Here is a 24,349-nt window from a genome sequence, read left to right as displayed (position 1 = left end):
CGTCGTCCCGCGGGCGGGCCGCCCGCCACGTCCGGCGGCGGTCTGTGGACGGCCGGGGTGCCTGTGGACGGCCGGCGGCCGGTCGTCGCCGCCGGGCGGCAGGGTGCCCGGCGTGCGCAGCGGATCAGGTCAGGCGGGGACCGTCGGGCAGCTCGAGGTCGGGCTTGTCCAGCTCCTCGACGTTGACGTCCTTGAAGGTCAGCACCCGGACGTTGCGCACGAAGCGGGCCGGCCGGTACATGTCCCAGACCCAGGCGTCGGACAGCTTCAGCTCGAAGTAGACCTCGCCGGCGGCCTCGCGGACCTGCAGGTCCACGGAGTTGGCCAGGTAGAAGCGGCGCTCGGTCTCCACGACGTAGGTGAACTGCCGCACGATGTCCCGGTACTCGCGGTAGAGCTGCAGCTCCATCTCGGTCTCGTACTTCTCCAGGTCCTCGGTGCTCATCGCGGCTCTCCGGAGACAGTGCCCATGGGCCCATCATCGACCATCGGCGCGGAGCCGGTGAGCTGGAGTCCCCGACCGGCGTGTGCGTCGCGGGCCCGCGCCACGTTGACGAAGCGCGCCCGGTGCGCCGGGCAGGGCCCGTACCGCTGGAGGGCGGCGTCGTGCGCCGCGGTGCTGTAGCCCTTGTGGCCGGCGAAGTCGTACTGGGGCCAGCGCTCGTGCAGGTCCAGCATGATGCGGTCCCGCGTGACCTTGGCCAGCACCGATGCCGCCGCCACGCACGCCGCCACCCGGTCGCCCTTCCACACCGCGAGGGTGGGGCGGGCCAGTCCCGGGACGGGGAAGCCGTCGGTGAGCACGTAGTCCGCGCCGGGGTCCAGGTTCCACACCGCCCGGCGCAGCGCCTCGATGTTGGTCACGTGCATGCCGCGCGCGTCGAGGTCGTCGACGGGCAGGACGACCACCGACCAGGAGTCGGCCCGCTGCACCACCTCCTCGTAGACCCGCTCGCGCGCGGCGGCCGTGAGCAGCTTGGAGTCGGCCAGGCCGGGCACCCGGCCGCCGCGGCCGGCCGGCAGGACGCAGGCGGCGGCGACGAGCGGGCCCGCGCAGGCCCCGCGGCCGGCCTCGTCGGCGCCGGCGACCGCGGCGAACCCGCGGCGGCGCAGCGCGCGCTCCATGTCCCACAGGGCGTCGGGCCGGTCCTCGGCGGGGCCCGGGGGGCGGGTGCGGGCGCGCGTCGCGGGGGGTGCCTGGGTGGTACGGAGGGCCATCGCGGTCCGACAGTACGACGCCCGCCCGAGGGGCCGGACGGGACCCGGGACGCGGGGACGCCACGGGCCGGCCCCCGGGGTCAGAGGGGGCCGGCCCGTGGACGGTCGGGCGCCGGGCGCCGGGCAGGTGGCCGCGTTCAGGCCTCGGCGGGGGCCAGGGCGTGGGTGCCACAGGTGCACGCCGCCGGGGTGCGCGAGGACAGCACCAGGGAGACCGCGTGCGCCCGGTCGCGGGCACCCAGCTTGCGCAGGATCGCCTTGACGTGGGACTTGACGGTGTCCTCGCTGATGAACAGGTTGCGGCCGATCTGGCGGTTGGACTGGCCCTGGAGGAGCTCGTCGAGGACGTCGGACTCGCGGCGGGTCAGCGGCACCTCGGGGGTGAGCGGCTTCGCGGCCGGGACGGCGGACGGCTCGACCCGGCGGATCTGCGGGTCCACGACGGTGCGGCCGGCCCGGGCGGCCAGGATGGCCCAGCCGAGCAGGGTCGGCGACGTGCTGATCATGAGGTAGCCGCGGACACCGGCGGCCAGCGCCTCGTTGACCACGGCCGGGTCCTCGGAGGTGCCGAGGGCGACGATGGTGACCCGGGGGTACCGGCGGCGCAGGTCGCGGCAGGCGTTGAGGGTGGCGGCGCGACCGGAGCCCAGCTCCACGACCACCGCGTCGGGGCGGGCGGTCTCGACCAGGGTGAGGGCGCGGCGCAGCTCGCCGGGGGTGCCGACCGACTGCATGCCGGCGGTCTCGTTGACCATGCTGACCAGCCCACGGCGCAGGACCGGCGCGTCGGCGAGGATGAGCACGCGGGTGACGCCGCGGGCGGCGTTCGCCATGGGTGCGGACACGATGGGCTCCATTTCACACGTCCGGTGGATCTCTCGAGAGCTCCATCGGACGGGTGAGATGGGTGCTTGAACACTTTTCCAACATTTCTGGAGATTTTTTCGGACGTCCGTGGAATGGCCGTCGAGTCGCAGCAGGAACAGGGAATGGTGATGCCACCCATTCGTGTCGACATGGCGATGCCATTCCGGTACGACCCCGGGGACGACCCGACCCGCACGCCCGGGGTCGGGGGTGCGGGTCGGGTCGGGGCGGTGCCGCTCAGCGCGGACGCGCGCGGCGCCGTCGTCGCCAGGCGGTGAGCGGCACGGCCCCCACGAGGCCCAGCGCGTACGGCGCGGCGACCGCGGCGGGACCGGAGACCGGCATGGGCCGCCCGGCGGCCTCGGTGCCCTGGATGTCGGGTGCGGCCAGGGTGCCGATCCGGTCCAGCGGCCAGACGATCAGCGCGGCCTTGCCCACCACGTCGTCCACCGCGACCGTGCCCGACCACTCGTCGCCGATGTGGTGCTTGGAGTCCGCCGAGGCCGAGCGGTGGTCGCCCATGACCCACAGCCGGCCGTCGGGGACGGTCACCGGCCCGAACGCCCGGCTCTCCAGCGGGGTGTTCTCGTAGACGTAGGGCTCCTCGAGCGGCTCGCCGTCCACGGTGACCCGGCCCTCGGCGTCGCAGCACTGCACGGTCTGCCCGCCGGTGGCGATGACCCGCTTGACGAAGTCGTCCTCGCTGGGCGGGGCCACCCCGATCGCGCGACCGAGCCACAGCAGGCTGCTGGAGGCCCAGTTGCCCGGCTCGGCGACCTGCACCTCCGGCGACCAGCTCTCCGGCCCCTCGAAGACGACGATGTCGCCGGGCTCGGGCTCGCCGAACCAGTAGGGCACCTTGTTGACCAGCACCCGGTCGCCGGTGCAGCCGGGGCAGCCGTGCAGCGTCTGCTCCATGGAGCCCGACGGGATGAAGAACGCCTGCACGAGGAAGGTCTTCACCACCAGCGCCAGCACGAAGGCGGTGAGCAGGAGCACCGGCAGCTCGCGCAGCAGCGAGCCCTTCTCCTCCTTGCCGCCGCCGCCGCCGCGGCGCGCGCGGCGCCCGGAGGGCCGCAGGGGTCCGGTGTCGGCGGCGGAACCGGCCTGCCGGGGGTCCTCCCCCTCCGGGACGACGTCGGCGGGCCGCCCGGGCCGGTCGCTGCTCATCGGGGCCAGCGTACGGCGCGGGGGACCCGCCGTGGTCGGAGCGGACCGGACGTCCGGCCCGCGTCGCGTCAGCGCGAGACGGTCTCGCGCTTCTGCTTGATCTTGGCGGCCTTGCCGCGCAGCTCGCGCAGGTAGTACAGCTTGGCCCGGCGCACGTCACCGCGCGTGACGACCTCGATCTTCTCCACGACCGGGGTGTGCACCGGGAAGGTGCGCTCCACGCCCACGCCGAAGCTGACCTTGCGGACGGTGAAGGTCTCGCGGATGCCCCCGCCCTGCCGGCGGATGACGACGCCCTGGAAGACCTGGATGCGGGAGCGGTTGCCCTCGATGACGCGCACGTGGACCTTCACCGTGTCCCCCGGGCGGAACCCGGGGATGTCGTCGCGCAGGGAGTCGGCGTCGAGTACGTCCAGGGTGTTCATCGCGGCAGTCCTGTCCTCACGGTCATGTCGGTGCAGTGCGGACGGCAGCCGGCTCCGGCTGTCCGATCCGGGGAGCCGGACTCCGACGGGAGCCCGGCATCGACGCAGCGGTGCGTCCGCAGCAGCTCTCTACTGTGCCACAGAGTCAGCCGACGAAGCGCGGCGGCCCCGTCCAGGGTCCGGCGGCCAGCTCGGCGAGCAGCTCGGCCAGCCCGGCCGGGGCGAACGCCTCGGTGCTCCCGGCGACCTCGGCCGCGCTCCACCACCGGTGCGGCTCGGCGCCCAGGAGCTCCAGGTCGGTGCGTCCGCTCGGGTCCACCTCGTGCACGACGTCGCGCAGCACGAAGAACGTCTCCCGCGAGTCGACCAGGACCCCCGCGAAGGGGCCGACGTGCCGCCGCAGCCACACCGGGCCCTCCAGGTCCGCCGGCGCCGCGACGAGCCCGATCTCCTCGGCCAGCTCCCGGGCGGCGGCCTCCCGGACGCCCTCCCCCGGCTCCACGCCACCGCCGGGGGTGTACCAGAACAGCACGTCCCCGGGCGGGACGGCCGGGTCGGTCAGCCGGGCGCCCAGCAGCAGCACCCGCCCGCCGGGGTCGAGGACGACGACGCGCGCGGTGGGCCGGACCCAGGCGCGGTCAGCCATCGAGGACGGCGCGGTCGGCCTCGCCCAGCGCGCCGTCGCGCAGCGCCGCCAGCAGGTCCGGCCGGCGGGCCGCCGTCCGCCGCAGGGACTCCGCGCGCCGCCAGCGGGCGATCGCGGCGTGGTCGCCGGAGAGCAGCACCGGGGGGACGTCGTGGCCGCGCCAGGACGCCGGCCGGGTGTAGGCCGGACCCTCCAGCAGCCCGTCGGCGTGCGAGTCGTACTCGACGGACTCCCGGTTGCCCACGACGCCGGGCAGCAGGCGGGTCACCGCCTCCACCATGACGAGCACCGCGGACTCACCGCCGGCCAGCACGTAGTCCCCGATGGAGACCTCCGACACCGGCCCGGCCCCCGCCGCCCAGTCGGCGACCCGCTGGTCGATGCCCTCGTAGCGCCCGCAGGCGAAGACCAGGCCCGGCTCGGCCGCCCACTGCGCGGCGAGGGCCTGGGTGAACGGCCGGCCGGCCGGGGTGGGCACGACCAGCCGGGTGCCCGGCGGGCGCACGGCCTCCAGCGCGCGCGCCCACGGCTCGGGCTTCATCACCATGCCGGGGCCGCCGCCGTAGGGGGCGTCGTCCACGGTGCGGTGCAGGTCGTCGGTCCACTGCCGCAGGTCGTGGACGCCCACGCTGACCAGGCCGCGCTCGGCGGCCCGGCCCAGCAGCGACTGGCGCAGCGGGGCGAGGTACTGGGGGAAGATCGTGACGACGTCGATCCGGAACGGCGGGCTCACAGGTCGAGCAGCCCCTCGGGCGGGTCGACGACGAGAAAGCCGCCGGCGAGGTCGACGGTGGGCACGATCGCCGTGACGAACGGCACCAGCAGCTGCCCGCCGCCGACCCGGTGGACGACGAGCAGGTCCGCACCCTCGTGGCGCACCGCGGCGACGGTGCCCAGCTCCGCGCCGTCGGGCAGCCGGGCGGTCAGGCCGACGAGCTGGTGGTCGTAGAAGACGTCGTCCTCCAGCGCCGGCAGCTCGGCCACCGGCACGTGCAGCTCGGTGTCGCGCAGCTGCTCGGCGGCCTCGCGGCTGTCCACCCCGTCGAGGGCCAGCAGCAGCACCTGGCCGTTCCACCGGTGCCCGGCGACGGTGAGCGGGCCACGGCCGGCGGGCTCGGTGCGCAGCACGCTGCCGGGGGCGAACCGGAGGGCCGGGTCGTCGGTGCGGACCTCCACGGTGACCTCGCCGCGGACACCGTGGGGCCGGCCGATCCGGCCGACCACCACGGTGTCGTCGTGCGCTATGTCCACGGCGGGGTGGTCCACGGCGGGGTGCTCGGGCGGACGCTCAGCGCCCGTCGGTGTCGACGACGTCGACCCGCAGGCCGCGGCCGCCCACCCCGGTCATCACGGTGCGCAGGGCGCGAGCGGTGCGCCCGCCGCGGCCGATGACCTTGCCGAGGTCGTCGGGGTGCACCCGCACCTCGAGGGTCTTGCCGCGGCGGTTGGTCAGCAGGTCGACCGTGACCTCCTCCGGGTGGTCGACGATGCCCTTGACCAGGTGCTCGAGCGCCTCTTCGAGCACGGGCTACTCGGCGGCCGTCGTGGGCGCACCACCGGAGGCCGTGCCCTCGCCGCCGGCACCGGCGGCCTCGGCCACCGTGTCGGCGGGCGACTCGGTCCGGGGGGCGGCCTTCTTCTTCGGGGTGGTGGCGCCGGCGGCCGGCTCCTCGCCACCGGAGGCGCGGACGGCCTCCTCGTAGAGGGCCTTCTTGTCCGGCTTGGGGGCGGCGACCCGCATGGGCGGCGGCGCGGCCTCGCCCTTGAACCGCTGCCAGTCGCCGGTGACCCGGAAGATGGCCGCGACCGGCTCGGTCGGCTGCGCGCCGACACCCAGCCAGTACTGCGCCCGCTCGGAGTCGACCTCGATGAAGGAGGGCTCCTCCTTGGGGTGGTACTTGCCGATCGTCTCGATGACGCGGCCCTCGCGCTTGGTGCGGGAGTCGGCGACGACGATGCGGTAGTACGGGGCACGCATCTTGCCCAGACGCATGAGCTTGATCTTGGTGGCCACGGTGGGTGGGTTCTCCTCGAACGCTGTCTGTCGGTGCTCGCCGGACGGACGCGTGGGGTTACGCCGGGGCGGAGCCAGGGACACGGCCGGCAGCGGTGAGAGGGCCGCGCACCGCCGTGTTCGACGGTCCATGATGCCAGACGGAGGACCCCCCGCCTCCCCACCCCTCGCAGGTTCGGGGCGGGCCCGGATGGGAGGCGGGAACAGAGGTCCCCCTCAGGCGGGCTCGACCTGCACGAGGTTGTCCGAGAAGGTCGGCGCGTTGCCCAGGTCGGCGAACACCGAGGGGCTCAGCGCGTTCACCGTCGCGCCGCGCGAGTGCTTGCGCCAGGCGCCCATCGGCGAGACGACCACGCCGGGTGCGACGTCCGTCGTGACGTGCAGCCGCGCGGTGAAGCGGCCCCGGTCGTTGACGACGGACACCTGCGCGCCGTCGGCCAGCCCGCGGGCCGCGGCGTCCTCCGGGTGCACGTGCAGCGCGGGCTCGCCCTGCACCCGCTGCTGACCGGGCCGGTCGGCGAAGCTGGAGTTGAGGTAGGCGTGCGACTTCGGCGACAGCAGCGCCAGCGGGTACCGGCCGTCCGGCCGCTCCCGCGGCGGGACGTAGTGCGGCAGCGGGTCCACCGGGTCGCCGGGCTGGTGCTCGGTGGAGCCCTGGCGGAACAGCGGCAGGACGAAGTTGCCCCCGGCGGCGGCCGAGGAGACGAACTCCACCCTGCCCGACGGCGTCGGGAAGCCGCCCTCCGCGTGCGGGGCGTACTCGTCCGGCCCGGGCAGCCGCAGCCGGGCCCAGCCGTCCCGCGCCAGCGTCTCCGGCGTGATGCCCTCCAGCACCGGCGAGGACCAGTCGAACGCCTCGGCGACCATCTGCTCGTCGGTGCGGGTGAAGACCGGCTCGGTGAAGCCCATCCGCGCGGCCAGCCGGCGGAAGAGCTCGGTGTTGGGCACCGCCTCCCCCAGCGGCGCGACGGCCGGCTCGTTGCTCGTCACGTAGAGGTGGCCCCAGGAGAACATCAGGTCCCGCTGCTCGAGCTGGGTGGTCGCCGGCAGCACGATGTCGGCGTAGTCGGCGGTGTCGGTGAGGAAGTGCTCGCTCACGACGGTGAACAGGTCCTCCCGCGACAGCCCGGCGACCAGCGTGTCCTGCTCCGGGCAGACCACCAGCGGGTTGCTGTTGTAGACCATCAGCGCGCGGATGGGCGGGTCCAGGTCGAGCGCGCCGGTCAGCGCCCGGCCGAGCAGGAACTGGTTGACCACGCGGGTGCCCGGGCGGATGAACTCCGCGCCGAGGAAGGCCGGCCAGTTGACCGGGAACGCCCACAGCGGCAGCTGCAGCAGCCCGCCGCCGGGCCGGCGCCAGGCCCCGGTGAGCGCCGGCAGGCAGGAGATGGCGCGCACCGTCTGCCCGCCGCCGGCGTGCCGCTCGATCGCGACCCCGATCCGGATCACCGACGGCTCGGCCGCGGCGTACTCGCGGGCCAGCGTCCTGATGTCCTCGGCGGGGATGCCGGTCTCCCCGCTGGCCCACTCGGGGGTGTACTGCCGCACCCGCTCGGCGAGCTCGTCGAACCCGACCGTGTACCGGGCGACGTAGTCGTCGTCGGTCAGCCCCTCGCCGATGATCACGTGCATCATCGCCAGCGCCAGCGCGCCGTCGGTGCCCGGCCGGATCGGGATGTACCAGTCGGCGTGCTGCGCCGTCCGGTGCCGGACGGGGTCGATGACGACGACCTTGGCGCCGCGCCGCTGCGCCTCGGCCACGAACGGCCACAGGTGCAGGTTCGTGCTGAGCATGTTGTTGGCCCAGATGAGGATGTACCGGGCGTGCACGAAGGACTCCGGGTCGACGCCGGCGGTCGCGCCGACCGTCATCGCGTAGGCGGTGCACGACCCGGAGTCGCAGTAGGTGCGCTCGCTGATGGTGGCGCCCAGCCGGTTGAAGAACGGGTCCCCGACGTTGAGGCCGTTGAGGATGCCCTGGGTGCCCAGGTAGCTGACCGGCATGATCGCCTGGGGGCCGGACGTCGCGGCGATCTCGGTGAACCGCCCGGCGATCTCGTCCAGCGCGTCGTCCCAGGAGATCCGCGCGAACTGCCCGCTGCCCTTGGGCCCGGTGCGCCGCAGCGGGTACAGCACGCGGTCGGGGCTGTAGACCGTGCGCTCGTAGTCGTTCATCTTCACGCAGAGCACGCCGCGGGTGTACGGGTGCGAGCGGTCGCCGCGGACGCGGACGGCCCGGCCGTCCTCGACGGTGACCTCCATCGCGCAGGTGTCCGGGCAGTCCAGCGGGCAGGCGCCGTGCACCGTCGTCGTCCCGGGCATCGGCAGGTCGGTCACGGACACGGTCGCCTCCTGGGGGTCCGGCGCTGCGGCGATCGTGGCGGGACACCCGGGTCGCCGGTCGACGCTGCGTGCCCGGTCCTCGACTCCCCGCGCCTTCCCCGGGCCGGTGTCCCCGTGGCACGCTCGGCGGCGTCCTGCCCGGGACCCGCCGACCGGTCCCGCGCGGCCGACCCGAGCGAGGTCCCGATGCCGACGTCGACGAGTGCCCGGTGCACCGGCGTCCGGCCGTGGCGGGACCTGCTGGGCGAGCACTTCGTCGGCCTCGACGTCACCCCGGCCGGCGACCGGCCGGTCGCCGGCGAGGTCACCAGCCGGGCCGTGGGCTCGCTGCAGCTGTCCCGGGTGGGGTCGGTGGACCAGCGGGCGGTGCGCACGGCGGGCCTGGCCCGCGCCGACGGGCGGCGCTACGTGCAGGTCGGGCTGCTGGAGCGGGGCGCCGCCCGCGTGCAGCAGGACGGCCGGGAGTGCTGGCTGCGGCCCGGGGACTACGCCCTCTACGAGACCGACCGGCCGTTCACCTGGGAGCTCTCCGCCGGGACCGCGCCGGCCTGGTCGCTGCTCGTGCTCACCTGGTGCCGGCCCGAGGCCTCCGCCGGCGGGCTGACCGCGCGGCGGCTGGACGGCTCGGCCGGCCTGACCAGGGTGCTGGGCCGGATGATCACCGACCTGGTGGGCAGCCCCGACGTCGTCGACGCCGGGCCCGCCGACCGGCTCGCCGGTGACCTGCTCGGGCTGGTCACCACCGCCGCCGGGGCCGCGCCCCCTCCCCCGGCCGGGACGCCGCGCGGCGAGGACGCCCTGCTGCGCGCCGTGCGGGCCCACGTGGAGGAGCACCTGGGCGACCCCGCGCTCGGCCCGCGCGACATCGCGGCCGCCCACTTCGTCTCCGTCCGGCAGCTGCACCGGCTGTTCGCCGGCCGCCAGGACACCGTGGCGGGCTACGTGCGGCGCCGGCGGCTGGAGCGCGCCCGCGACGAGCTCGCCCGCGCACCGGACGTGCCGCTGTCGGCGGTGGCGCACCGGTGCGGCTTCACCGACCCCTCGGTGTTCGGCCGGGCCTTCCGCGCGGCCTACGGCACGACGCCGTCGCGCTACCGGGCGCGGGTCGCCGGGGGCCGGTGAGCGGCCCGGTCCAGAGGCTCGCGCCGAGCGTGCGAGGCGTGAGGAGGACGGGGTCCTTCACCAGCCTCGGACGGCGGCCAGCACCGCGGCGGCGGCCTCGGCCACCGGCACCTCCGACCGCTCCCCGGTGGCCCGGTCGCGCAGCTCGACGACGCCCTGCGCCAGCCCGCGGCCGACGGTGACGATCGTCGGCATCCCCAGCAGCTCGGCGTCCTTGAACTTGACCCCGGGCGAGACCCTCGGCCGGTCGTCGTAGAGCACGGTGAGCCCGGCGGCGACCAGCTCGCCGGACAGCGCCCCGGCGGCCTCGAACACCGCCGCGTCCTTGCCGGTGGCCACCACGTGCACGTCGGCCGGCGCGACCTCCCGCGGCCACACCAGGCCCAGCTCGTCGTGGGTGGACTCGGCGATGGCGGCCACGGCGCGGGAGACGCCGATGCCGTAGGAGCCCATGGTGACCGTGACGAGCTTCCCGTTCTCGTCGAGCACCTGCAGGCCCAGGGCCTCGGCGTACTTGCGGCCGAGGGCGAAGATGTGGCCCAGCTCCACGCCGCGGGCCAGCTCCAGCGGGCCGGAGCCGTCGGGCGCGGGGTCGCCGGGCAGCACCTCGGCGGCCTCGATGACGCCGTCCCAGGCGAAGTCCCGGCCGGCGACGAGGTCGAACACGTGCCTGCCCGGCTCGTTGGCCCCGGTGATCCACCGGGTGCCGGGCACCACCCGCGGGTCGACGAGGTAGCGGATGGCGGCCTTGCCCCCGCTGCCGAGCACCTGCGGGCCGATGTAGCCCTTGACCAGCTCCGGGTGCGCGGCGAAGTCGGTGAACGGCTCGACCTCGGCCGGCGCGACCTGCGCCTCCAGCCGCTTGGCGTCCACCTCCCGGTCGCCGGGCAGGCCGACGACCAGCGGCTCGCGGGTGCCGTCGGGGTGCACGAGGGTGACGACGACGTTCTTCAGCGTGTCCGCCGCCGTGTACCCGGCGTCCGGGAACAGCTGGCGGGCGACCGCGACCAGGGTCTCGATGGTCGGGGTGTCGGGGGTGTCCTCGACGTGCGCGGCCGGCAGGCCGTCGATCGGCACCTCGTCCGGGACGACGGTGGTCACCGCCTCGACGTTGGCCGCGTAGCCGCCCGCGGAGCGTACGAAGGTGTCCTCGCCGATGGCGGTCGGGTGCAGGAACTCCTCGCTGCGGGACCCGCCCATGGCGCCCGACATCGCCGAGACGACCACGTAGTCCAGGCCCAGGCGGTCGAAGACGCGGATGTAGGCGTCGCGGTGGGCGGCGTAGCTGCGGTCCAGCCCGGCGTCGTCGACGTCGAAGGAGTAGCTGTCCTTCATGGTGAACTCGCGGCCGCGGAACAGCCCGGCCCGGGGCCGCGCCTCGTCGCGGTACTTGGTCTGGATCTGGTACAGCGACAGCGGCAGGTCCTTGTAGGAGGAGTACAGGTCCTTCACCAGGAGCGTGAACATCTCCTCGTGGGTGGGGCCGAGCAGGTGGTCCACACCGCGGCGGTCCTGCAGCCGGAACAGGTTGGGGCCGTACTCGGTCCACCGGCCGGTGGCCTCGTAGGGCTCGCGCGGCAGCAGCGCCGGGAAGTGCACCTCCTGGGCGCCCATCGCGTCCATCTCCTCGCGGACCACCCGCTCGACGTTGCGGAAGACGCGGTAGCCCAGCGGCAGCCAGGTGAACCCGCCGGGCGCGGCCCGCCGGATGTAGCCGGCCCGCACCAGCAGGCGGTGGCTGGGGACCTCGGCGTCGGCCGGGTCGTCGCGCAGGGTGCGCAGGAAGAGGGTCGACATGCGAAGGAGCACCCGGGGAGTCTCCCAGGCGCCCGGCGGCGGCCGCGCGCGACTTCCGGCGTCCGGGCTCACCTCCGCGGGTCCGGGCTCACGACCGGCAGTGAGCCAGGACCCGCGACGATCAGCTCAGCTGATCATCGGGGGCCCTCAGGCGACGACGCGGCCGCGCAGGACGATGCGCTGCGGGCGGGCGAGGGTGTCGAGGTCGGCACGCGGGTCGGCGTCGTAGACGACCACGTCGGCCGGGGCGCCGTCCTCGATGCCGGGCAGCCCCAGCCACGAGCGCGCCGACCAGGAGGCCGCGGCCAGCGCCGCCTCGGCGGGGATCCCGGCCGCGTGCAGGGCGCGCACCTCGTCGGCGATCCGGCCGTGGTCGATGCCGCCGCCGGCGTCGGTGCCGGCGAACACCGGCACGCCGGCGTCGAAGGCGGCGCGGACGACGGCGCCCGAGGAGGCGTGCAGCCGGCGGATCGTGCTGGCGTAGGCGGGGAACCGCTTCTCCCCCGCCGCCGCGAAGCCGGGGAAGTTCGCCACGTTGACCAGCGTCGGGACGACGGCGGTGCCGCGGGCGGCCATCTCCCCGACGAGCTCCTCGGTCAGGCCGGTGCCGTGCTCGATGCAGTCGATGCCGGCGCGGACGAGGTCGGGCAGCGCGTCGGTGCCGAAGGTGTGCGCGGTGACCCGGGCACCCTCGGCGTGCGCGGCGGCGATCGCCGCGGCGAGGGCGTCGGCCGGCCACTCCGGGGCGAGGTCGCCGACGCCGCGGTCGATCCAGTCCCCCACCAGCTTCACCCAGCCGTCGCCGCGGCGGGCCTGCACCCGCACCTCCTCGACCAGCGCGTCGGGCTCGATCTCCACGGCCAGCCCGGGGATGTAACGGCGGGTGCGGGCGATGTGCCGCCCGGCGCGGACGATCGTCGGGAGCTCCGGGTCGCCGTCCAGGTCCCGGGTGTCGACCGGGGAGCCGCAGTCGCGCAGCGCCAGCACCCCGGCGGCGCGCTCGGCCAGCGCCTGCTCCCGGGCGGCGGCGAGGTCGGCGACGTGCCCCCCGCCGCGGGCGATGCCGACGTGGCAGTGCGCGTCGACCAGGCCCGGCACCAGCCAGCCGCCGCGGCCCACCGTCTCCGCGCCGGGCACCGGCTCGGAGGTGAACCGCCCGTCGCGCACCCACACGTCCCGGTGCTCCCCCGCGGGCAGCACGACGCCGGAGAGGTGCAGCGCGCTCACCGGGAGGGCCGCTCGTCCCCGGGCTGGTCGAAGCGCAGCTTGGTGAGGTCGGGCAGGCCCTGGCCCGGCGGCAGGCCGGGCATCCCGCCCGGCAGTCCGCCGAAGGGGTCGCCGCCACCGAACGGGTTGCCCGCACCCGGCGGGAGCGCCGGCCCGCCCGCCGGCCGGCGGGCGGGCCCGCCCCGCGCCTTCCCGCCCCTGCCCTTCTTGCCCTTCTTCGGCTGGGCCTGCATCTGCCGCCCGCGGGCCTTCTTCGACATGGGGCCCATCCCGGGCAGGCCCATGCTGCCGGCCATCTGGCCCATCATCTTCTGGGCCTGCGCGAAGCGCTCCAGCAGCTGGTTGACCTGGGTGACGGTGACCCCCGAGCCGTTGGCGATGCGCACCCGCCGCGAGGCGTTGATGATCTTCGAGTTGACCCGCTCCTCCGGCGTCATCGAGCGGATGATCGCCGCGGTGCGGTCCAGGTCGCGGTCGTCGACCTGCTTGAGCTGCTCCTTCATCTGCCCGGCGCCGGGCAGCATGCCGAGCAGGTTGGCGATCGGCCCCATCTTGCGGATGGCCATCATCTGCTCGAGGAAGTCCTCGAGGGTGAAGCCCTCGCGGCTGGCCAGCTTGCCGGCCATCTTCTCGGCCTGGTCGGCGTCGAAGGCCTGCTCGGCCTGCTCGATGAGGGTGAGCACGTCGCCCATGCCGAGGATGCGCGAGGCCATCCGCTCGGGGTGGAAGACGTCGAAGTCGGTCAGCTTCTCGCCGGTGGAGGCGAACATGATCGGCTGGCCGGTCACGTAGCGCACCGACAGCGCGGCGCCGCCGCGGGCGTCGCCGTCGAGCTTGGTGAGGACGACGCCGGTGAAGCCCACGCCGTCGCGGAAGGCCTCGGCGGTGGTGACGGCGTCCTGACCGATCATCGCGTCGACGACGAACAGCGTCTCGTCGGGCCGCACGGCGTCGCGGATGCCGGCGGCCTGCGCCATCAGCTCCGCGTCGATGCCCAGCCGGCCGGCGGTGTCGACGACGACGACGTCGTGCAGGGTGCGCCGGGCGTGCTCGATGGAGTCGGCCGCGACGCGGACGGGGTCGCCGACGCCGTTGCCCGGCTCGGGGGCGTAGACGTCGACGCCGGCCTGGCCGGCCACGATGGACAGCTGGTTGACCGCGTTGGGCCGCTGCAGGTCGCACGCCACCAGCAGCGGGGCGTGGCCCTGGGCCTTGAGCCAGCGGCCGAGCTTGCCGGCCAGCGTGGTCTTGCCCGAGCCCTGCAGGCCGGCGAGCATGACCACGGTCGGCGACTGCTTGGCGAAGCGCAGCCGCCGGGTCTCGCCGCCGAGGATCTGGACGAGCTCCTCGTTGACGATCTTGATGACCTGCTGCGCCGGGTTCAGCGCCGAGGAGACCTCCGCGCCGCGTGCCCGCTCCTTGACGGCGGCGATGAAGGCCCGCACCACCGGCAGGGCGACGTCGGCCTCCAGCAGCGCGATGCGGATCTCCCGCGCGGTCGCGTCGATGTCGGTCTCGGTGAGCCGGCCCTTGCCGCGCAGGCCGCTGAAGACCTTGTCCAGGCGGTCGGAGAGGGTCTCGAACACAGCACGTCCTCGTCAGAACTCGCGGGCGCGGCCGGCCGGTCGCTGCGACCGGCTGCTCGGCCTCGGGCGCCCGGGAGCCCCGGAGCCGTCGCGCCACCTGGGGCCAGCCTAACCAGCGCGGCCCGCCGCCGGGCCGGTGCGCGGAGCCGTCAGGCGGGTCCCGGCGGCGGCGGGGGGTCACCGGCGCCGAGCACCAGCGCCAGGAAGTCACCGACCCGCACGTGCTGCTCGAGGGGGTGCCGGAACCGGCCCCGCGGCACCACGGTGTAGCGGTTGCGCCGGCCGACCCGCTCCCGGACGACGTAGCCGGCGGCCTCGAGGTCTCCGACGATCGTCTGCACCGCGCGCTCGGTGATGCCCACCCGGTCGGCGACGTCGCGGATCCGGGCGTCCGGGTCGGCGGCCAGGCTGACCAGCACGTGGCCGTGGTTGGAGAGGAAGGTCCACCCGGAGGGCGCGATCACGGGCAGGACCGTACGGGAGGAGCCGCGCCGACGGAGTCCCCCGGCCCCCTGTCACCTGATGACGTCTTCCTGTATCGTGCTTCCAGCGAGGGGAGTACCCGACCGCGCCAGCGACAGCCGTCACCCGTCAGTCCCGGCTCCGGCCCGGGTGGCGCCGGTCCTCCGGGACCGGGGGAGACCTCGCCACACCCGGGAGGCCCCCGTGACCCTGCCCCTCGCCCCACCCGGGCGCACCGCCCCACCCGCGCCCACCGCGCCGGCGGGGTCCCCCGCCGGGACGCCCCGGGGGAACGCGCCCCGCCTCCTGGCCGTCGTGCTGGGCCGGGACGGCGCGGTGGACGTCCTCGACGCGGCCTACGGCCGGGCCGGGGAGACCGGGCAGGAGGTGCACACCGCCGTGCTCCTCCCCCGCGTGCCGCTCACCCTGGACGCCCGGCTGCTGGCCGGCCTGGCGGAGGAGGCCGACCGCGAGGCCGCCGACCTCCTCGCGCTGGCCCGCTCCCGCGCGGCCGCGGCCGGCGTCCCGGCGCGGATCAGCCTGCACCGCCTGGCCGGTCTGCGCGGCCGGCGTCGCGAGCGCGTCCTCGACCGCGCGGTCAGCCGGCTGGCCCGGCGCCTGGACGCGGTGCCGCTGCGCGGGGACGGGGCATGACCGGCGCCCCGCCGCGGGCCGACTGGCCGACGCCGGAGCAGGTGCTGCTGCTCCAGTCGGTCCGGGCCGACCCCTGTGTCTCCCTGCTGGCCTCCACCCGGCCCGCCCCGCGGATGACCGAGGCGGACGCGGCGACGCTGGAGCGGCTGGCCGCCGACGCCACCGTGCGGCTCGCGGGCGACGGGCGGGTCGGGTCCGACCTGGCCGGCGCGCTGGCCGAGACGGTCGCCCGCGCCCGGTCCGGTCCGACCGGCCGGGGCATCGCGGTGTTCGTCAACCCGGTCGTCCGCGAGGTGGTGCGGCTCCCGGTGCCCGTGACCGACCGGGTCGTCGTCGACCCGACCTTCGCCACCCGGGACCTGGTCCGCACCCTGCACCGCACGCCGCGGCACCTCGTGCTGCTGCTGTCGGACCGGGAGGCGCGGCTGCTGGAGGGCGTGGCCGAGGACCTGCGGCCCCCACCCCGCTCGCCGTTCCCGCTGGTCGCCGACGGCGTGTCCCGGGACGCCTTCCTGCGCCGGGTGGACCAGGCGCTGGCCACCCACCGGCGGCTGCACCCGGCCCCGCTGGTCCTGGTCGGCGCGGAGCGCACGGTCACCCGCTTCCGCCGGCTGTCCCGGGACCTCGACCGGCTCGCCGGGACGGTGACCGGGAGCCTGCTGCGCGCGCCGCTGCCGGACCTGGTGCCGCGGGAACGGGAGGTCCTGGACGCCTACCTGCTGAGCCGGCAGGACGAGGCGCTCGCGCTGCTCGACCGGCGGCGCTCGCGGGCGGCGGTGGTCGAGGGCATCGACGCGGTGTGGCTGGCGGCGCGGTGCGAGCGGCCGGAGATGCTGGCGGTCGAGGAGGGCTTCACCTACCCGGCCCGGCTGAGCGCGGACGGCGACTTCCTGACCCCGGCGGCCGACGTCGACCACCCTGACGTGGTGGACGACCTCGTCGACGAGGTCATCGAGACGGTGCTGCTGCGCGGTGGCTGGGTGGCGCTGGTCACCGACGGCGCCCTGGCCGGCCGGGGGCGGGTGGCGCTCACGGTCCGCTGACCGCCGGCCCCCGCGGTGTCGTCCCCGTCCGTCCTCGCTCAGGCGGCGGCGCGGCGGGTGGGCCCGGCGGCCACCCCGGCCGGGCTGCCGGAGACCAGGGCCGTGCCGCAGTCGGCGCACGCCCACTCGGGGCACTCGCCGCCGTCCTCGGTGTGCCCGTCCCCGCACGGCGGCTGGACGAACTCCCGGTCGGCGTCGCAGGACGGGCAGGGCCACACCCGGCCCTCGGCTGCGGCGACGGCGGCGGACTGGCCGGGCATGGCGATCGTCTCCCTGCGGTCGGTGTCGGGACCGGTCCGTCCCGCTCGCCCGGGAGCGTCACACGGGGGTGTGACAGGACCGCGGAGCTCAGGCCGGCGTGTCCGTCCGGTCGGCCACCGCGTCGGGCACGGCGCCGCGGACGGCGGCGGCCAGCGCGGCCTCCACCCGCCCCCGCTGCTCGGCGCCGATCGGCTCCCCCGAGGGGTTGTGCACGTAGAAGTGGTCGGCGGCGTCGGCACCGAGGGTCTCGATCCGCGCCGACGTGACGTCCAGCCCCTCGGCCACCAGCGCCGCGGTCAGCCGGTACAGCAGCCCGGCGCGGTCCCCCGCCCGGACCTCGACGATGCCGGTGGCGTCGCCGGTCACCTCGCCGTTGTGCCAGGAGACCCGCGGGGGCGCCGCCCGGGCGGCGTCCTGCCGGTAGTCGGCCTCCCGCTGCCGGAGCCGCTCGGCGAGCGGCAGCGTGCCCTCCAGCGCGGCGCGGACCGCGTCGGCCAGGATGGCGGCGACCGGCGGCCGCCCGAAGCGCGGCCGGACGGCGAACACCGCGGTGGCCCGGTCGCCGACGACGTCGACCTTCGCGGCGCGCACGTCGAGCTGGTTGAGCGCCAGCACCCCCGCCAGCCGGCTGAACAGGCCGTGCCGGTCGGGGGCGACGATGGTCACCCGCTGGCCGTCGGCCACGTCCGCCACGCCCACCGCCACGCCGGCGTCGGCGGGGTCGTCGGTGCGGACCTGCGGCTCCCCGGGGTGCAGCACCGGCTCGGGCTCGGGCACCGGGGCGCCGCCCAGCCGCGCCTGCACGCGGGCCACCAGCGCGGCGACCAGGTGCGCCTTCCACGGCGACCACGCCGAGGAGCTGGTCGCCGCCCCGTCGGCCTGGGCCAGGGCGTGCAGCAGGTGCAGCAGCGCCGGGTCGTGCCCGATGGTGGCGGCGACCCGGTCCACGGTGGCCGGGTCGTCGATGTCCCGGCGGGTAGCGGTGTCGGGGAGCAGCAGGTGGTGGCGCACCATCGCGGCCAGCGTGGCGACGTCGGCGGCGCCGAAGCCCATCCGGGTGGCGACCTGCGCCGCGATCGGCTCGCCGACGACGCTGTGGTCCCCGGGCCAGCCCTTGCCGACGTCGTGCAGCAGCGCCCCGACCAGCAGCAGGTCGGGGCGGTCGACGTCGCGGGTCAGCTCCGCGGCGGCCGCGGCGGCCTCCGCCAGGTGGCGGTCGACGGTGAACCGGTGCCACGGGTGGCGCTGCGGCAGCGACCGCACGCGGTCCCACTCCGGCAGCAGCCGGGACAGCAGGCCCTCCTGGTCCAGCTGCTCGAGCACCGGCACTGCCGAGCGCCCGCTGGCCAGCAGCCGCAGGAACGACCAGCGCACCTCGGCCGGCCAGGGCTCGGGCACCGGCGGGGAGTGCACGGCGAGCACCTTGAGGGTGTACGGGCTCAGCAGCAGGTCCGCCCGGGCCGCGGCGGCCGCGCCGCGCAGCACCAGGCCGGGGTCGGCGGCCGGGCGGGCGTCGCGGGCCAGCACCACCTCGTCGCCCTGGCGCACCACGCCCTCGGCCAGCGGCTCGCGGCGGACCCGGCGGTAGCGGCCGCGGGGACGGCGCACCAGCGCGTCCTCCACCCGCCGCCAGGTCTCGTCCGCGACGAAGGCCAGCCGGCGCCCGGCCAGGCTCACCTCGCGCAGCAGCGCGTCCTCGTCGGGCAGGCCGAGCGCGACCGCGACCGGCCGCTGCTCCTGGCGGACCAGCACGTCGGTCGGCCGGCCGGAGCGCCGGCGCAGCTCGTCGCGCACGTCGAGCAGGAAGGCGTAGGCCTCCCCGACCTCGGCGGCCGGCTCGTCGGTCAGCTGGGCCGCGGCCGCCGCCCGCATCACCTGACCCTCCCGCAGCCCGCCGTAGGCCTCCTTGAGGTCGGGCTCCAGCAGGAAGGCCAGCTCGCCGACCTGCCGGGCGCGGCCGCGGCGCAGGTCGCGCAGCTGGGGCAGCAGCCGGGATGCCGACTGCCGCCAGCTGCCCAGGGTGGCGGTGCGCAGCGCGGCGGCGAGGCCGGCGTCCCCGGCCACCAGGCGGACGTCGAGCAGCCCGAGCCCGGCCTTGACGTCGGTCGAGGCGACGCGGACGGCCTCGGCGACGGTCCGCACCGAGTGGTCCAGCCGCAGCCCGGCGTCCCAGATCGGGTACCAGACGGCGTCGGCGAGGGCGGCGATCTCCGGGCGCCCCTCGTGCACCAGGACGAGGTCGAGGTCCCCGAACGGCGGGGGCTCCCGGCGGCCGAGGCTGCCCACGGCGACCAGCGCGAGCCCCTCGGTGCCGCTGCGCGCCCCGGCGTCCCGCCCGCCGCCGCGGCGCGAGCGGGCCGGCGGCGTGCCGGCGACGGCCGCGTCGAGCAGCCCGGCGAGCCAGCCGTCGAGCACCTCGGTGCGTCGCGCCCGCGGCAGTGCGGGCAGCGACCCGGTGTCCAGCACGTCTCCCCCTCGGTGTCGGGGACCCTCGAACGGCGTCGGCCGGGGTGGCGGGCCTGCCCGCCACCCCGACCGACGGCCCCGTCCCGAGGCTCGCGCCGAGCCTGCGAGGCGTGAGGAGGACGGGGTCCTTCTTCAGAGGGCGTCGGCGCCGCGCTCGCCGGTGCGGACGCGCACGATCTCGTCGATCGTGGTCACCCACACCTTCCCGTCGCCGATCTGGCCGGTGGACGCGGCCTCGACGATCGCGTCGACCACGCGGGCGGCCTCCACCTCCCCGACGACGACCTCGATGCGGACCTTCGGCACGAAGTCCACCTGGTACTCCGCCCCGCGGTAGACCTCGGTGTGACCCCGCTGGCGGCCGAAGCCCTGGACCTCGCTCACGGTGAGCCCGGCGATGCCGATCAGCTCCAGGGCGTTCTTGACGTCGTCGAGCTTGAACGGCTTGACGATCGCGGTGACGAGCTTCACGCCCGGCTCCTCTCGGTCGGAACGGTGACCCCCCGGGCCTCGGCGGAGGTCTGGGCCCCCAGTGTCGCGGCACCGCGGCCACCACCGCCGCCGAGGGAGTCGAGGTCGTAGCCGGTCTCGGCGTGCACGACCGAGTCGATGCCGGTGACCTCGTCCTCCTCGGTGACCCGGAAGCGCATGGTCCCGGCGATGGCGGAGCCGATGAGCAGCGTGAGGACGAAGGAGTAGACCAGCACCGCGCCGGCGCCGACGGCCTGCCGCCACAGCTGGTCGAGGCTGCCACCGTAGAACAGGCTCTCCACGCCGGCCGTGGCCGTCGGGGAGGCGAGCAGGCCCACGGCCAGCGTGCCCCAGAGCCCGCCGACGAGGTGCACGCCGACGACGTCGAGGGAGTCGTCGTAGCCCAGCCGGTACTTCAGGCCCACGGCGAGCGCGCAGAGCACGCCGGCGACCAGGCCGACGGCGATCGCGCCGACCGGCGTGACCGCGGAGGCGGCCGGGGTGATCGCGACCAGCCCGGCGACGACGCCGGAGGCCGCGCCCAGCGAGGTGGCGTGCCCGTCGCGCACCTTCTCGGTCGCCAGCCAGCCCAGGGTGGCCGCGCCGGTGGCCACCAGGGTGGTGACGAAGACCTCGGCGGCCTGCCCGTTGGCGGCCAGGGCGGAGCCGGCGTTGAAGCCGAACCAGCCGAACCACAGGATGCCGGCGCCGATCATGACCAGCGGCAGGTTGTGCGGCCTCATCGGGTCGCGGCCGAAGCCGCGCCGCTTGCCCAGCACCAGGGCCAGGGCCAGGCCGGCCGCCCCGGCGTTGATGTGCACCGCGGTGCCGCCGGCGAAGTCGATGGCCAGCAGGTCGTTGGCGATCCACCCGCCGGTCTCGGACTCCGCGCCGTCGAAGGCGAAGACCCAGTGCGCGACGGGGAAGTAGACCAGCGTCGCCCAGACCCCGGCGAAGACCATCCACGGGCCGAACCGGGCCCGGTCGGCGATGGCGCCGGAGATGAGCGCGACGGTGAGGATGGCGAACATCGCCTGGAAGGCGACGAAGGCCATCGAGGGCACCGTGAAGACCAGCTCGTCGGCGGCGAAGGAGCCCTCGAGCCCGGCGGTGCCCATCAGCGCGGAGAGCCCGAAGAACTCCAGCGGGTCGCCGAGCAGGCCCCCGCCGACGTCGTCGCCGAAGGCCATCGAGTAGCCGTACAGCACCCACAGCACGCTGACCAGGGCGAGCGCGCCGAAGCTCATCATCATCATGTTGAGTACGCTCTTCGCGCGGACCATGCCGCCGTAGAAGAGCGCCAGACCGGGGGTCATGAACAGCACCAGGGCGGCGCTGACCAGCACCCAGGCGGTGTCGCCGGTGTCCACGGCAACCTCCTGACGGATCGGTGCGGCCGCGTCGGACGCGGCCACGGGGCGGGACCGGGCGGCGGCGCCCGGGCGGCGGGTGGACCGTCGCCCCTCCGCGGAGGGGCGACGTGCGACCACCGTGCCGCCGGGACGTTTCGGCGACCGGCACGGCGCTGTTTCCGTGCGGTGAACTCCGCGCCGCGTGTCCGGCCGGCGTGTTCCAGTCGTGTTGCGTGGGCCCCGGGAGGGTGGTCGGGGAGCTTGTTGCAAGAGATGTGCAACTGCGAGGGGTGTGCAATAAGGTCGCCGCAGCCGTCCGCCGCACGGGCCGGGCAGCCCACCGCAGGAGGCAGCGTGCACGTCCCCGACGGGTTCCTCGACGCCCCGACGTCCGCGGCCACGGCCGCCGTGGCCGCCGCCGGGGTGGCCCTCGCCCTGCGCGGCGCCCGCCGCGAGCTCGACGAGCGCACCGCTCCGCTGGCCGGGCTGTCCGCGGCCTTCGTCTTCGCGGTGCAGATGGTGAACTTCCCGGTCGGCGCGGGCACCAGCGGCCACCTCATGGGCGGGGTGCTCGCCGCGGTGCTGGTCGGGCCGTGGACGGCGGCGCTGTGCCTGACCGTCGTGCTCGTCGTGCAGGCGCTGCTGTTCGCCGACGGCGGGCTGACCGCCATCGGCACGAACGTGACCCTGCTCGGGCTGGTCGCGATCGGGGTGGGCTGGGGGGCCTTCCGCCTGCTGGCCGCGGTGCTGCCGACGACGCGCGGCGGCGTGCTGGCCGCGGCCGGGGTGGGCGCCTTCCTGTCGGTGCCGGTGGCGGCGCTGGCCTTCACCGGGCTGTTCGCCCTCGGCGGGGTCGCCGACGTCGCCCTGGGCACGGTCGCGGCGGCCATGGGCGGGGTGCACGCGCTGATCGGCCTGGGCGAGGCGGCGATCACCGTCGTGGTCCTCGGCGCCGTCCTCGCCGTCCGCCCGGACCTGGTGCACGGCGCGCGGGCGCTGCGCCGGGCCACCCTGCTGGCCGGCCGGCCGCCGTCGGTGCCGGCGGGTGCCCGGTGAGCGCCGGCACGGCGCTCCGCCGCGGCCGCACCCCGTGGCTCGCCGGTCTCGCGGTCGCCCTGCTCGTCGCCGGGGTGCTCAGCTGGTACGCCAGCGCCTCCCCGGACGGGCTGGAGTGGGCCGCCGGGCAGGCCGGGTTCCTGGACACCGCGGAGGACAGCGCGGCCGCGGGCTCGCCGCTGGCGGACTACCAGGTGGGCGGGGCGGACAGCCGGCTGTCCGGCGGCCTGGCCGGCGTGGCCGGCGTCGCGGTGACCCTGCTGCTCGCCGGCGGCCTGGCCTGGGCGCTGCGCCGCCGCGGCCGGGACGCCGCGACCCCGGCGGACTGACGTGGCCGCGGTGCACGGCGGCGTCCTGGGCGCGGCCTACCTGGCCGGGTCCAGCCCGGTGCACCGGCTGCCGCCGCACCTGAAGCTGGTCGCCGTCCTCGGCTTCGCGCTGGTCGTCGTGGCCACCCCCGTGCACGCCGACTGGGCCTGGGCGGCCCACGGGGGGCACCTGGCGCTGGTCCTGCTGGCCGCCGCCGTGGCCGGTGTCGGGCCGGCCCGGCTGGCCCGCGGGCTGGCGATCGAGGTGCCGTTCGTGCTGTTCGCGGTGCTGCTGCCGTTCGTGGCGCAGGGACCGCGGGTCGAGGTCGCCGGGCTCGCGCTGTCCGAGAGCGGCCTGGTGGCCGCCGGCGGGCTGCTGGCCAAGGCGACGCTGTCGGTGCTGGCCGCGGTCGTCCTGGCCGCGACCACCGAGCCGCGGGCGCTGCTGGCGGGCCTGGAGCGGCTGCGGCTGCCCGCGCTGCTCGTGCAGATCCTGATGTTCATGATGCGGTACACCGACGTCGTCGCCGGCGAGCTCGCCCGGATGCGGGTGGCCCGGGAGTCCCGCGGGTTCCGGGGCCGCCACCTCGGCGCGCTGCGGGTGCTGGGCCCGGCCGCCGGCTCGCTGTTCGTCCGCTCCTACGAGCGCGGCGAGCGGGTCCACCTGGCGATGCTGTCGCGCGGCTACGCCGGCCGGTTGCCGGGCGGGCCGGCCCCCGCGGTGCCCGCCCGGGCCTGGCTCGCCGCGCTGGCCCTCCCCCTGGGTGCGGCCGCCGTCCTGGCGACGGGCCTGCTGCTCGGGTGAGCGCGCCCCCCTCCCTGCTCGTCGAGGACCTCGCCTTCGCCTACCCCGACGGGCACCAGGCCCTGTACGGCGTGGACCTGCGGGTCGACCGCGGCGAGCGGGTCGCGCTGCTCGGGCCCAACGGCGCCGGGAAGACCACCCTGGTGCTGCACCTCAACGGCATCCTCACCGGCGGCCGTGGCGCGGTGACGGTGGCCGGGCTGCCGGTGCAGCGGGCGCACCTGCCCGAGGTGCGGCGACGGGTCGGCATCGTCTTCCAGGACCCCGACGACCAGCTGTTCATGCCGACCGTCGGCGAGGACGTCGCCTTCGGCCCGCGCAACCTGGGCCTGCCCGAGGACGAGGTGCGGGCCCGGGTGGACGCCGCGCTGGCCCAGGTCGGCATGACCGGGGCCGCCGGCCGGCCACCGCACCACCTGTCCTTCGGCCAGCGGCGGCGGGTCGCGGTCGCCACGGTGCTGTCCATGCACCCGGAGGTGCTGGTGCTCGACGAGCCGTCGTCCAACCTGGACCCGGCCGGGCGCCGGGAGCTCGCGGAGGTGCTGGCGGCCCTGCCGGTGACGCTGCTGATGGTCACCCACGACCTGCCCTACGCCCTGCAGCTGTGCCCGCGCTCGGTCGTCCTCGACGGCGGGGTGGTGGTGGCCGACGGGCCGACCCGGGAGCTGCTCACCGACACCGACCTGCTCGCCCGCCACCGGCTGGAGCTGCCCTACGGCTTCGACCCGCGCACCGTCCCCTGAGCGCTGCGGGAGGTGTCACACGCCGGAACCGGGTAGTGCGTCGTGGACGGCACCCGTCCGGGAGGGGACCAGCACCGTGACCGCGGACGAGCAGGGCCGGGACGGGCGGCAGGCGGGACGCCGCGCGTCCGCGGACCTCCCGGTGCCCGACTCCGCCCGGGTCGTCGACGAGGCGCCGGCCCTCTTCCCGCTGGTCACCCCCGGCACCGTCGCCCGGCTCGCCCGGTCGGCCCCGCAGCACGCCGACGACGTCGCGCTGGTCGCCCGCCCCCAGGAGCCGCGGGCCGCCGGGTGCGCGGCCCGGCGGGACTGA

General features: G+C 76.2%; 27 protein-coding genes. 8 read left to right on the top strand and 19 right to left on the bottom strand.

Annotated elements, in window-relative coordinates:
• Positions 1–124: 124 nt before the first annotated feature.
• The 11 genes from CHB98_RS03300 to CHB98_RS03245 all read right to left on the bottom strand — a co-directional run bounded on the left by CHB98_RS03300 (position 125) and on the right by CHB98_RS03245 (position 8,683).
• Positions 125–445: a DUF2469 domain-containing protein gene (locus CHB98_RS03300; RefSeq protein WP_089304133.1), complete on the bottom strand. Its 321-nt coding sequence runs from the start codon at positions 443–445 to the stop codon at positions 125–127.
• Positions 442–1,218 (bottom strand): ribonuclease HII, encoded by a 777-nt coding sequence (locus CHB98_RS03295; protein ID WP_089304132.1) that lies wholly within the window; start codon positions 1,216–1,218, stop codon positions 442–444. The genes CHB98_RS03300 and CHB98_RS03295 overlap by 4 nt, the downstream gene beginning before the upstream one ends.
• Before the next feature lie 137 nt (positions 1,219–1,355).
• Positions 1,356–2,063, bottom strand: coding sequence for a response regulator transcription factor (locus CHB98_RS03290; protein ID WP_245820890.1), 708 nt, complete (start codon positions 2,061–2,063; stop codon positions 1,356–1,358).
• A gap of 259 nt (positions 2,064–2,322) precedes the next feature.
• Positions 2,323–3,255 (bottom strand): signal peptidase I, encoded by a 933-nt coding sequence (gene lepB, locus CHB98_RS03280; RefSeq protein WP_089304130.1) that lies wholly within the window; start codon positions 3,253–3,255, stop codon positions 2,323–2,325.
• Positions 3,256–3,323: 68 nt separating this feature from the next.
• Complete coding sequence (gene rplS, locus CHB98_RS03275; protein WP_089304129.1) at positions 3,324–3,680, bottom strand: 50S ribosomal protein L19; 357 nt, start codon at positions 3,678–3,680, stop codon at positions 3,324–3,326.
• Positions 3,681–3,825: 145 nt separating this feature from the next.
• Complete coding sequence (locus tag CHB98_RS03270) at positions 3,826–4,326, bottom strand: NUDIX domain-containing protein (RefSeq protein ID WP_089304128.1); 501 nt, start codon at positions 4,324–4,326, stop codon at positions 3,826–3,828.
• Complete coding sequence (gene trmD, locus CHB98_RS03265) at positions 4,319–5,059, bottom strand: tRNA (guanosine(37)-N1)-methyltransferase TrmD (RefSeq protein WP_089304127.1); 741 nt, start codon at positions 5,057–5,059, stop codon at positions 4,319–4,321. Before trmD ends, CHB98_RS03270 begins: the two co-directional genes overlap by 8 nt.
• Positions 5,056–5,577 (bottom strand): ribosome maturation factor RimM, encoded by a 522-nt coding sequence (rimM, locus tag CHB98_RS03260; RefSeq protein ID WP_089304236.1) that lies wholly within the window; start codon positions 5,575–5,577, stop codon positions 5,056–5,058. Before rimM ends, trmD begins: the two co-directional genes overlap by 4 nt.
• Positions 5,578–5,614: 37 nt before the next feature.
• Positions 5,615–5,851, bottom strand: a complete 237-nt coding sequence (locus tag CHB98_RS03255) for an RNA-binding protein (protein ID WP_089304126.1) — start codon at positions 5,849–5,851, stop codon at positions 5,615–5,617.
• Between the two features lie 3 nt (positions 5,852–5,854).
• Entirely contained in the window at positions 5,855–6,340 is a 486-nt protein-coding gene (gene rpsP, locus CHB98_RS03250) for a 30S ribosomal protein S16 (RefSeq protein WP_089304125.1), read from the bottom strand.
• A gap of 216 nt (positions 6,341–6,556) precedes the next feature.
• On the bottom strand, positions 6,557–8,683 hold the full coding sequence (locus tag CHB98_RS03245; protein WP_245820889.1) for a molybdopterin-containing oxidoreductase family protein: 2,127 nt from the start codon (positions 8,681–8,683) through the stop codon (positions 6,557–6,559).
• A 186-nt stretch (positions 8,684–8,869) separates the two neighbouring features.
• On the opposite strand from CHB98_RS03245, the gene CHB98_RS03240 reads away from it, so the two are divergent.
• Positions 8,870–9,805 carry a helix-turn-helix domain-containing protein gene (locus CHB98_RS03240; protein WP_143424917.1) on the top strand — a complete coding sequence of 312 codons (936 nt, stop codon included), beginning with the start codon at positions 8,870–8,872 and terminating at the stop codon, positions 9,803–9,805.
• A 57-nt stretch (positions 9,806–9,862) separates the two neighbouring features.
• Here the strand turns inward: CHB98_RS03240 and CHB98_RS03235 are convergent, their stop codons facing one another.
• The 4 genes from CHB98_RS03235 to CHB98_RS03220 all read right to left on the bottom strand — a co-directional run bounded on the left by CHB98_RS03235 (position 9,863) and on the right by CHB98_RS03220 (position 14,879).
• Positions 9,863–11,602 carry a proline--tRNA ligase gene (locus CHB98_RS03235; RefSeq protein WP_245820888.1) on the bottom strand — a complete coding sequence of 580 codons (1,740 nt, stop codon included), beginning with the start codon at positions 11,600–11,602 and terminating at the stop codon, positions 9,863–9,865.
• Positions 11,603–11,749: 147 nt separating this feature from the next.
• Entirely contained in the window at positions 11,750–12,829 is a 1,080-nt protein-coding gene (locus CHB98_RS03230) for an amidohydrolase family protein (RefSeq protein WP_089304122.1), read from the bottom strand.
• A complete protein-coding gene (gene ffh, locus CHB98_RS03225; RefSeq protein ID WP_089304121.1) occupies positions 12,826–14,415 on the bottom strand; it encodes a signal recognition particle protein in 1,590 nt (529 codons plus the stop codon). The genes CHB98_RS03230 and ffh overlap by 4 nt, the downstream gene beginning before the upstream one ends.
• A 149-nt stretch (positions 14,416–14,564) precedes the next feature.
• Complete coding sequence (locus CHB98_RS03220) at positions 14,565–14,879, bottom strand: helix-turn-helix transcriptional regulator (RefSeq protein ID WP_245820887.1); 315 nt, start codon at positions 14,877–14,879, stop codon at positions 14,565–14,567.
• Between the two features lie 202 nt (positions 14,880–15,081).
• On the opposite strand from CHB98_RS03220, the gene CHB98_RS03215 reads away from it, so the two are divergent.
• Both CHB98_RS03215 and CHB98_RS03210 read left to right on the top strand, forming a co-directional pair.
• Complete coding sequence (locus CHB98_RS03215) at positions 15,082–15,531, top strand: hypothetical protein (RefSeq protein WP_089304119.1); 450 nt, start codon at positions 15,082–15,084, stop codon at positions 15,529–15,531.
• Complete coding sequence (locus tag CHB98_RS03210) at positions 15,528–16,574, top strand: baeRF3 domain-containing protein (RefSeq protein WP_089304118.1); 1,047 nt, start codon at positions 15,528–15,530, stop codon at positions 16,572–16,574. Before CHB98_RS03215 ends, CHB98_RS03210 begins: the two co-directional genes overlap by 4 nt.
• 38 nt (positions 16,575–16,612) lie before the next feature.
• Here CHB98_RS03210 and CHB98_RS03205 read toward each other — a convergent pair whose 3' ends face one another.
• The 4 genes from CHB98_RS03205 to CHB98_RS03190 all read right to left on the bottom strand — a co-directional run bounded on the left by CHB98_RS03205 (position 16,613) and on the right by CHB98_RS03190 (position 21,142).
• Positions 16,613–16,834 carry a hypothetical protein gene (locus CHB98_RS03205; protein WP_089304117.1) on the bottom strand — a complete coding sequence of 74 codons (222 nt, stop codon included), beginning with the start codon at positions 16,832–16,834 and terminating at the stop codon, positions 16,613–16,615.
• Positions 16,835–16,922: 88 nt separating this feature from the next.
• On the bottom strand, positions 16,923–19,301 hold the full coding sequence (locus CHB98_RS03200; RefSeq protein ID WP_089304116.1) for a [protein-PII] uridylyltransferase: 2,379 nt from the start codon (positions 19,299–19,301) through the stop codon (positions 16,923–16,925).
• Between the two features lie 132 nt (positions 19,302–19,433).
• On the bottom strand, positions 19,434–19,772 hold the full coding sequence (locus tag CHB98_RS03195) for a P-II family nitrogen regulator (protein WP_089304115.1): 339 nt from the start codon (positions 19,770–19,772) through the stop codon (positions 19,434–19,436).
• On the bottom strand, positions 19,769–21,142 hold the full coding sequence (locus tag CHB98_RS03190) for an ammonium transporter (RefSeq protein WP_089304114.1): 1,374 nt from the start codon (positions 21,140–21,142) through the stop codon (positions 19,769–19,771). Before CHB98_RS03190 ends, CHB98_RS03195 begins: the two co-directional genes overlap by 4 nt.
• Positions 21,143–21,478: 336 nt before the next feature.
• Between CHB98_RS03190 and CHB98_RS03185 the strand changes: the two genes are divergently transcribed.
• The 5 genes from CHB98_RS03185 (at position 21,479) to CHB98_RS03170 (ending at position 24,349) form a co-directional block, all read left to right on the top strand.
• Positions 21,479–22,180 (top strand): energy-coupling factor ABC transporter permease, encoded by a 702-nt coding sequence (locus CHB98_RS03185; RefSeq protein ID WP_179224100.1) that lies wholly within the window; start codon positions 21,479–21,481, stop codon positions 22,178–22,180.
• Positions 22,177–22,509, top strand: coding sequence for a PDGLE domain-containing protein (locus CHB98_RS21335; protein WP_179224098.1), 333 nt, complete (start codon positions 22,177–22,179; stop codon positions 22,507–22,509). The genes CHB98_RS03185 and CHB98_RS21335 overlap by 4 nt, the downstream gene beginning before the upstream one ends.
• Before the next feature lies 1 nt (position 22,510).
• Positions 22,511–23,293, top strand: coding sequence for a cobalt ECF transporter T component CbiQ (gene cbiQ / locus CHB98_RS03180; protein ID WP_089304113.1), 783 nt, complete (start codon positions 22,511–22,513; stop codon positions 23,291–23,293).
• Positions 23,290–24,036 (top strand): energy-coupling factor ABC transporter ATP-binding protein, encoded by a 747-nt coding sequence (locus CHB98_RS03175; RefSeq protein ID WP_089304112.1) that lies wholly within the window; start codon positions 23,290–23,292, stop codon positions 24,034–24,036. The genes cbiQ and CHB98_RS03175 overlap by 4 nt, the downstream gene beginning before the upstream one ends.
• Positions 24,037–24,112: 76 nt before the next feature.
• The gene (locus tag CHB98_RS03170) at positions 24,113–24,349 is read left to right on the top strand and encodes a hypothetical protein (RefSeq protein ID WP_089304111.1); all 237 of its coding nucleotides are present in this window, start codon (positions 24,113–24,115) and stop codon (positions 24,347–24,349) included.

Source organism: Geodermatophilus pulveris (genome assembly GCF_900188375.1).
Lineage (GTDB): Bacteria > Actinomycetota > Actinomycetes > Mycobacteriales > Geodermatophilaceae > Geodermatophilus > Geodermatophilus pulveris.
Note: the sequence above shows the minus strand (reverse complement) of the source record. Positions and strands in the feature narration are given on the sequence as shown.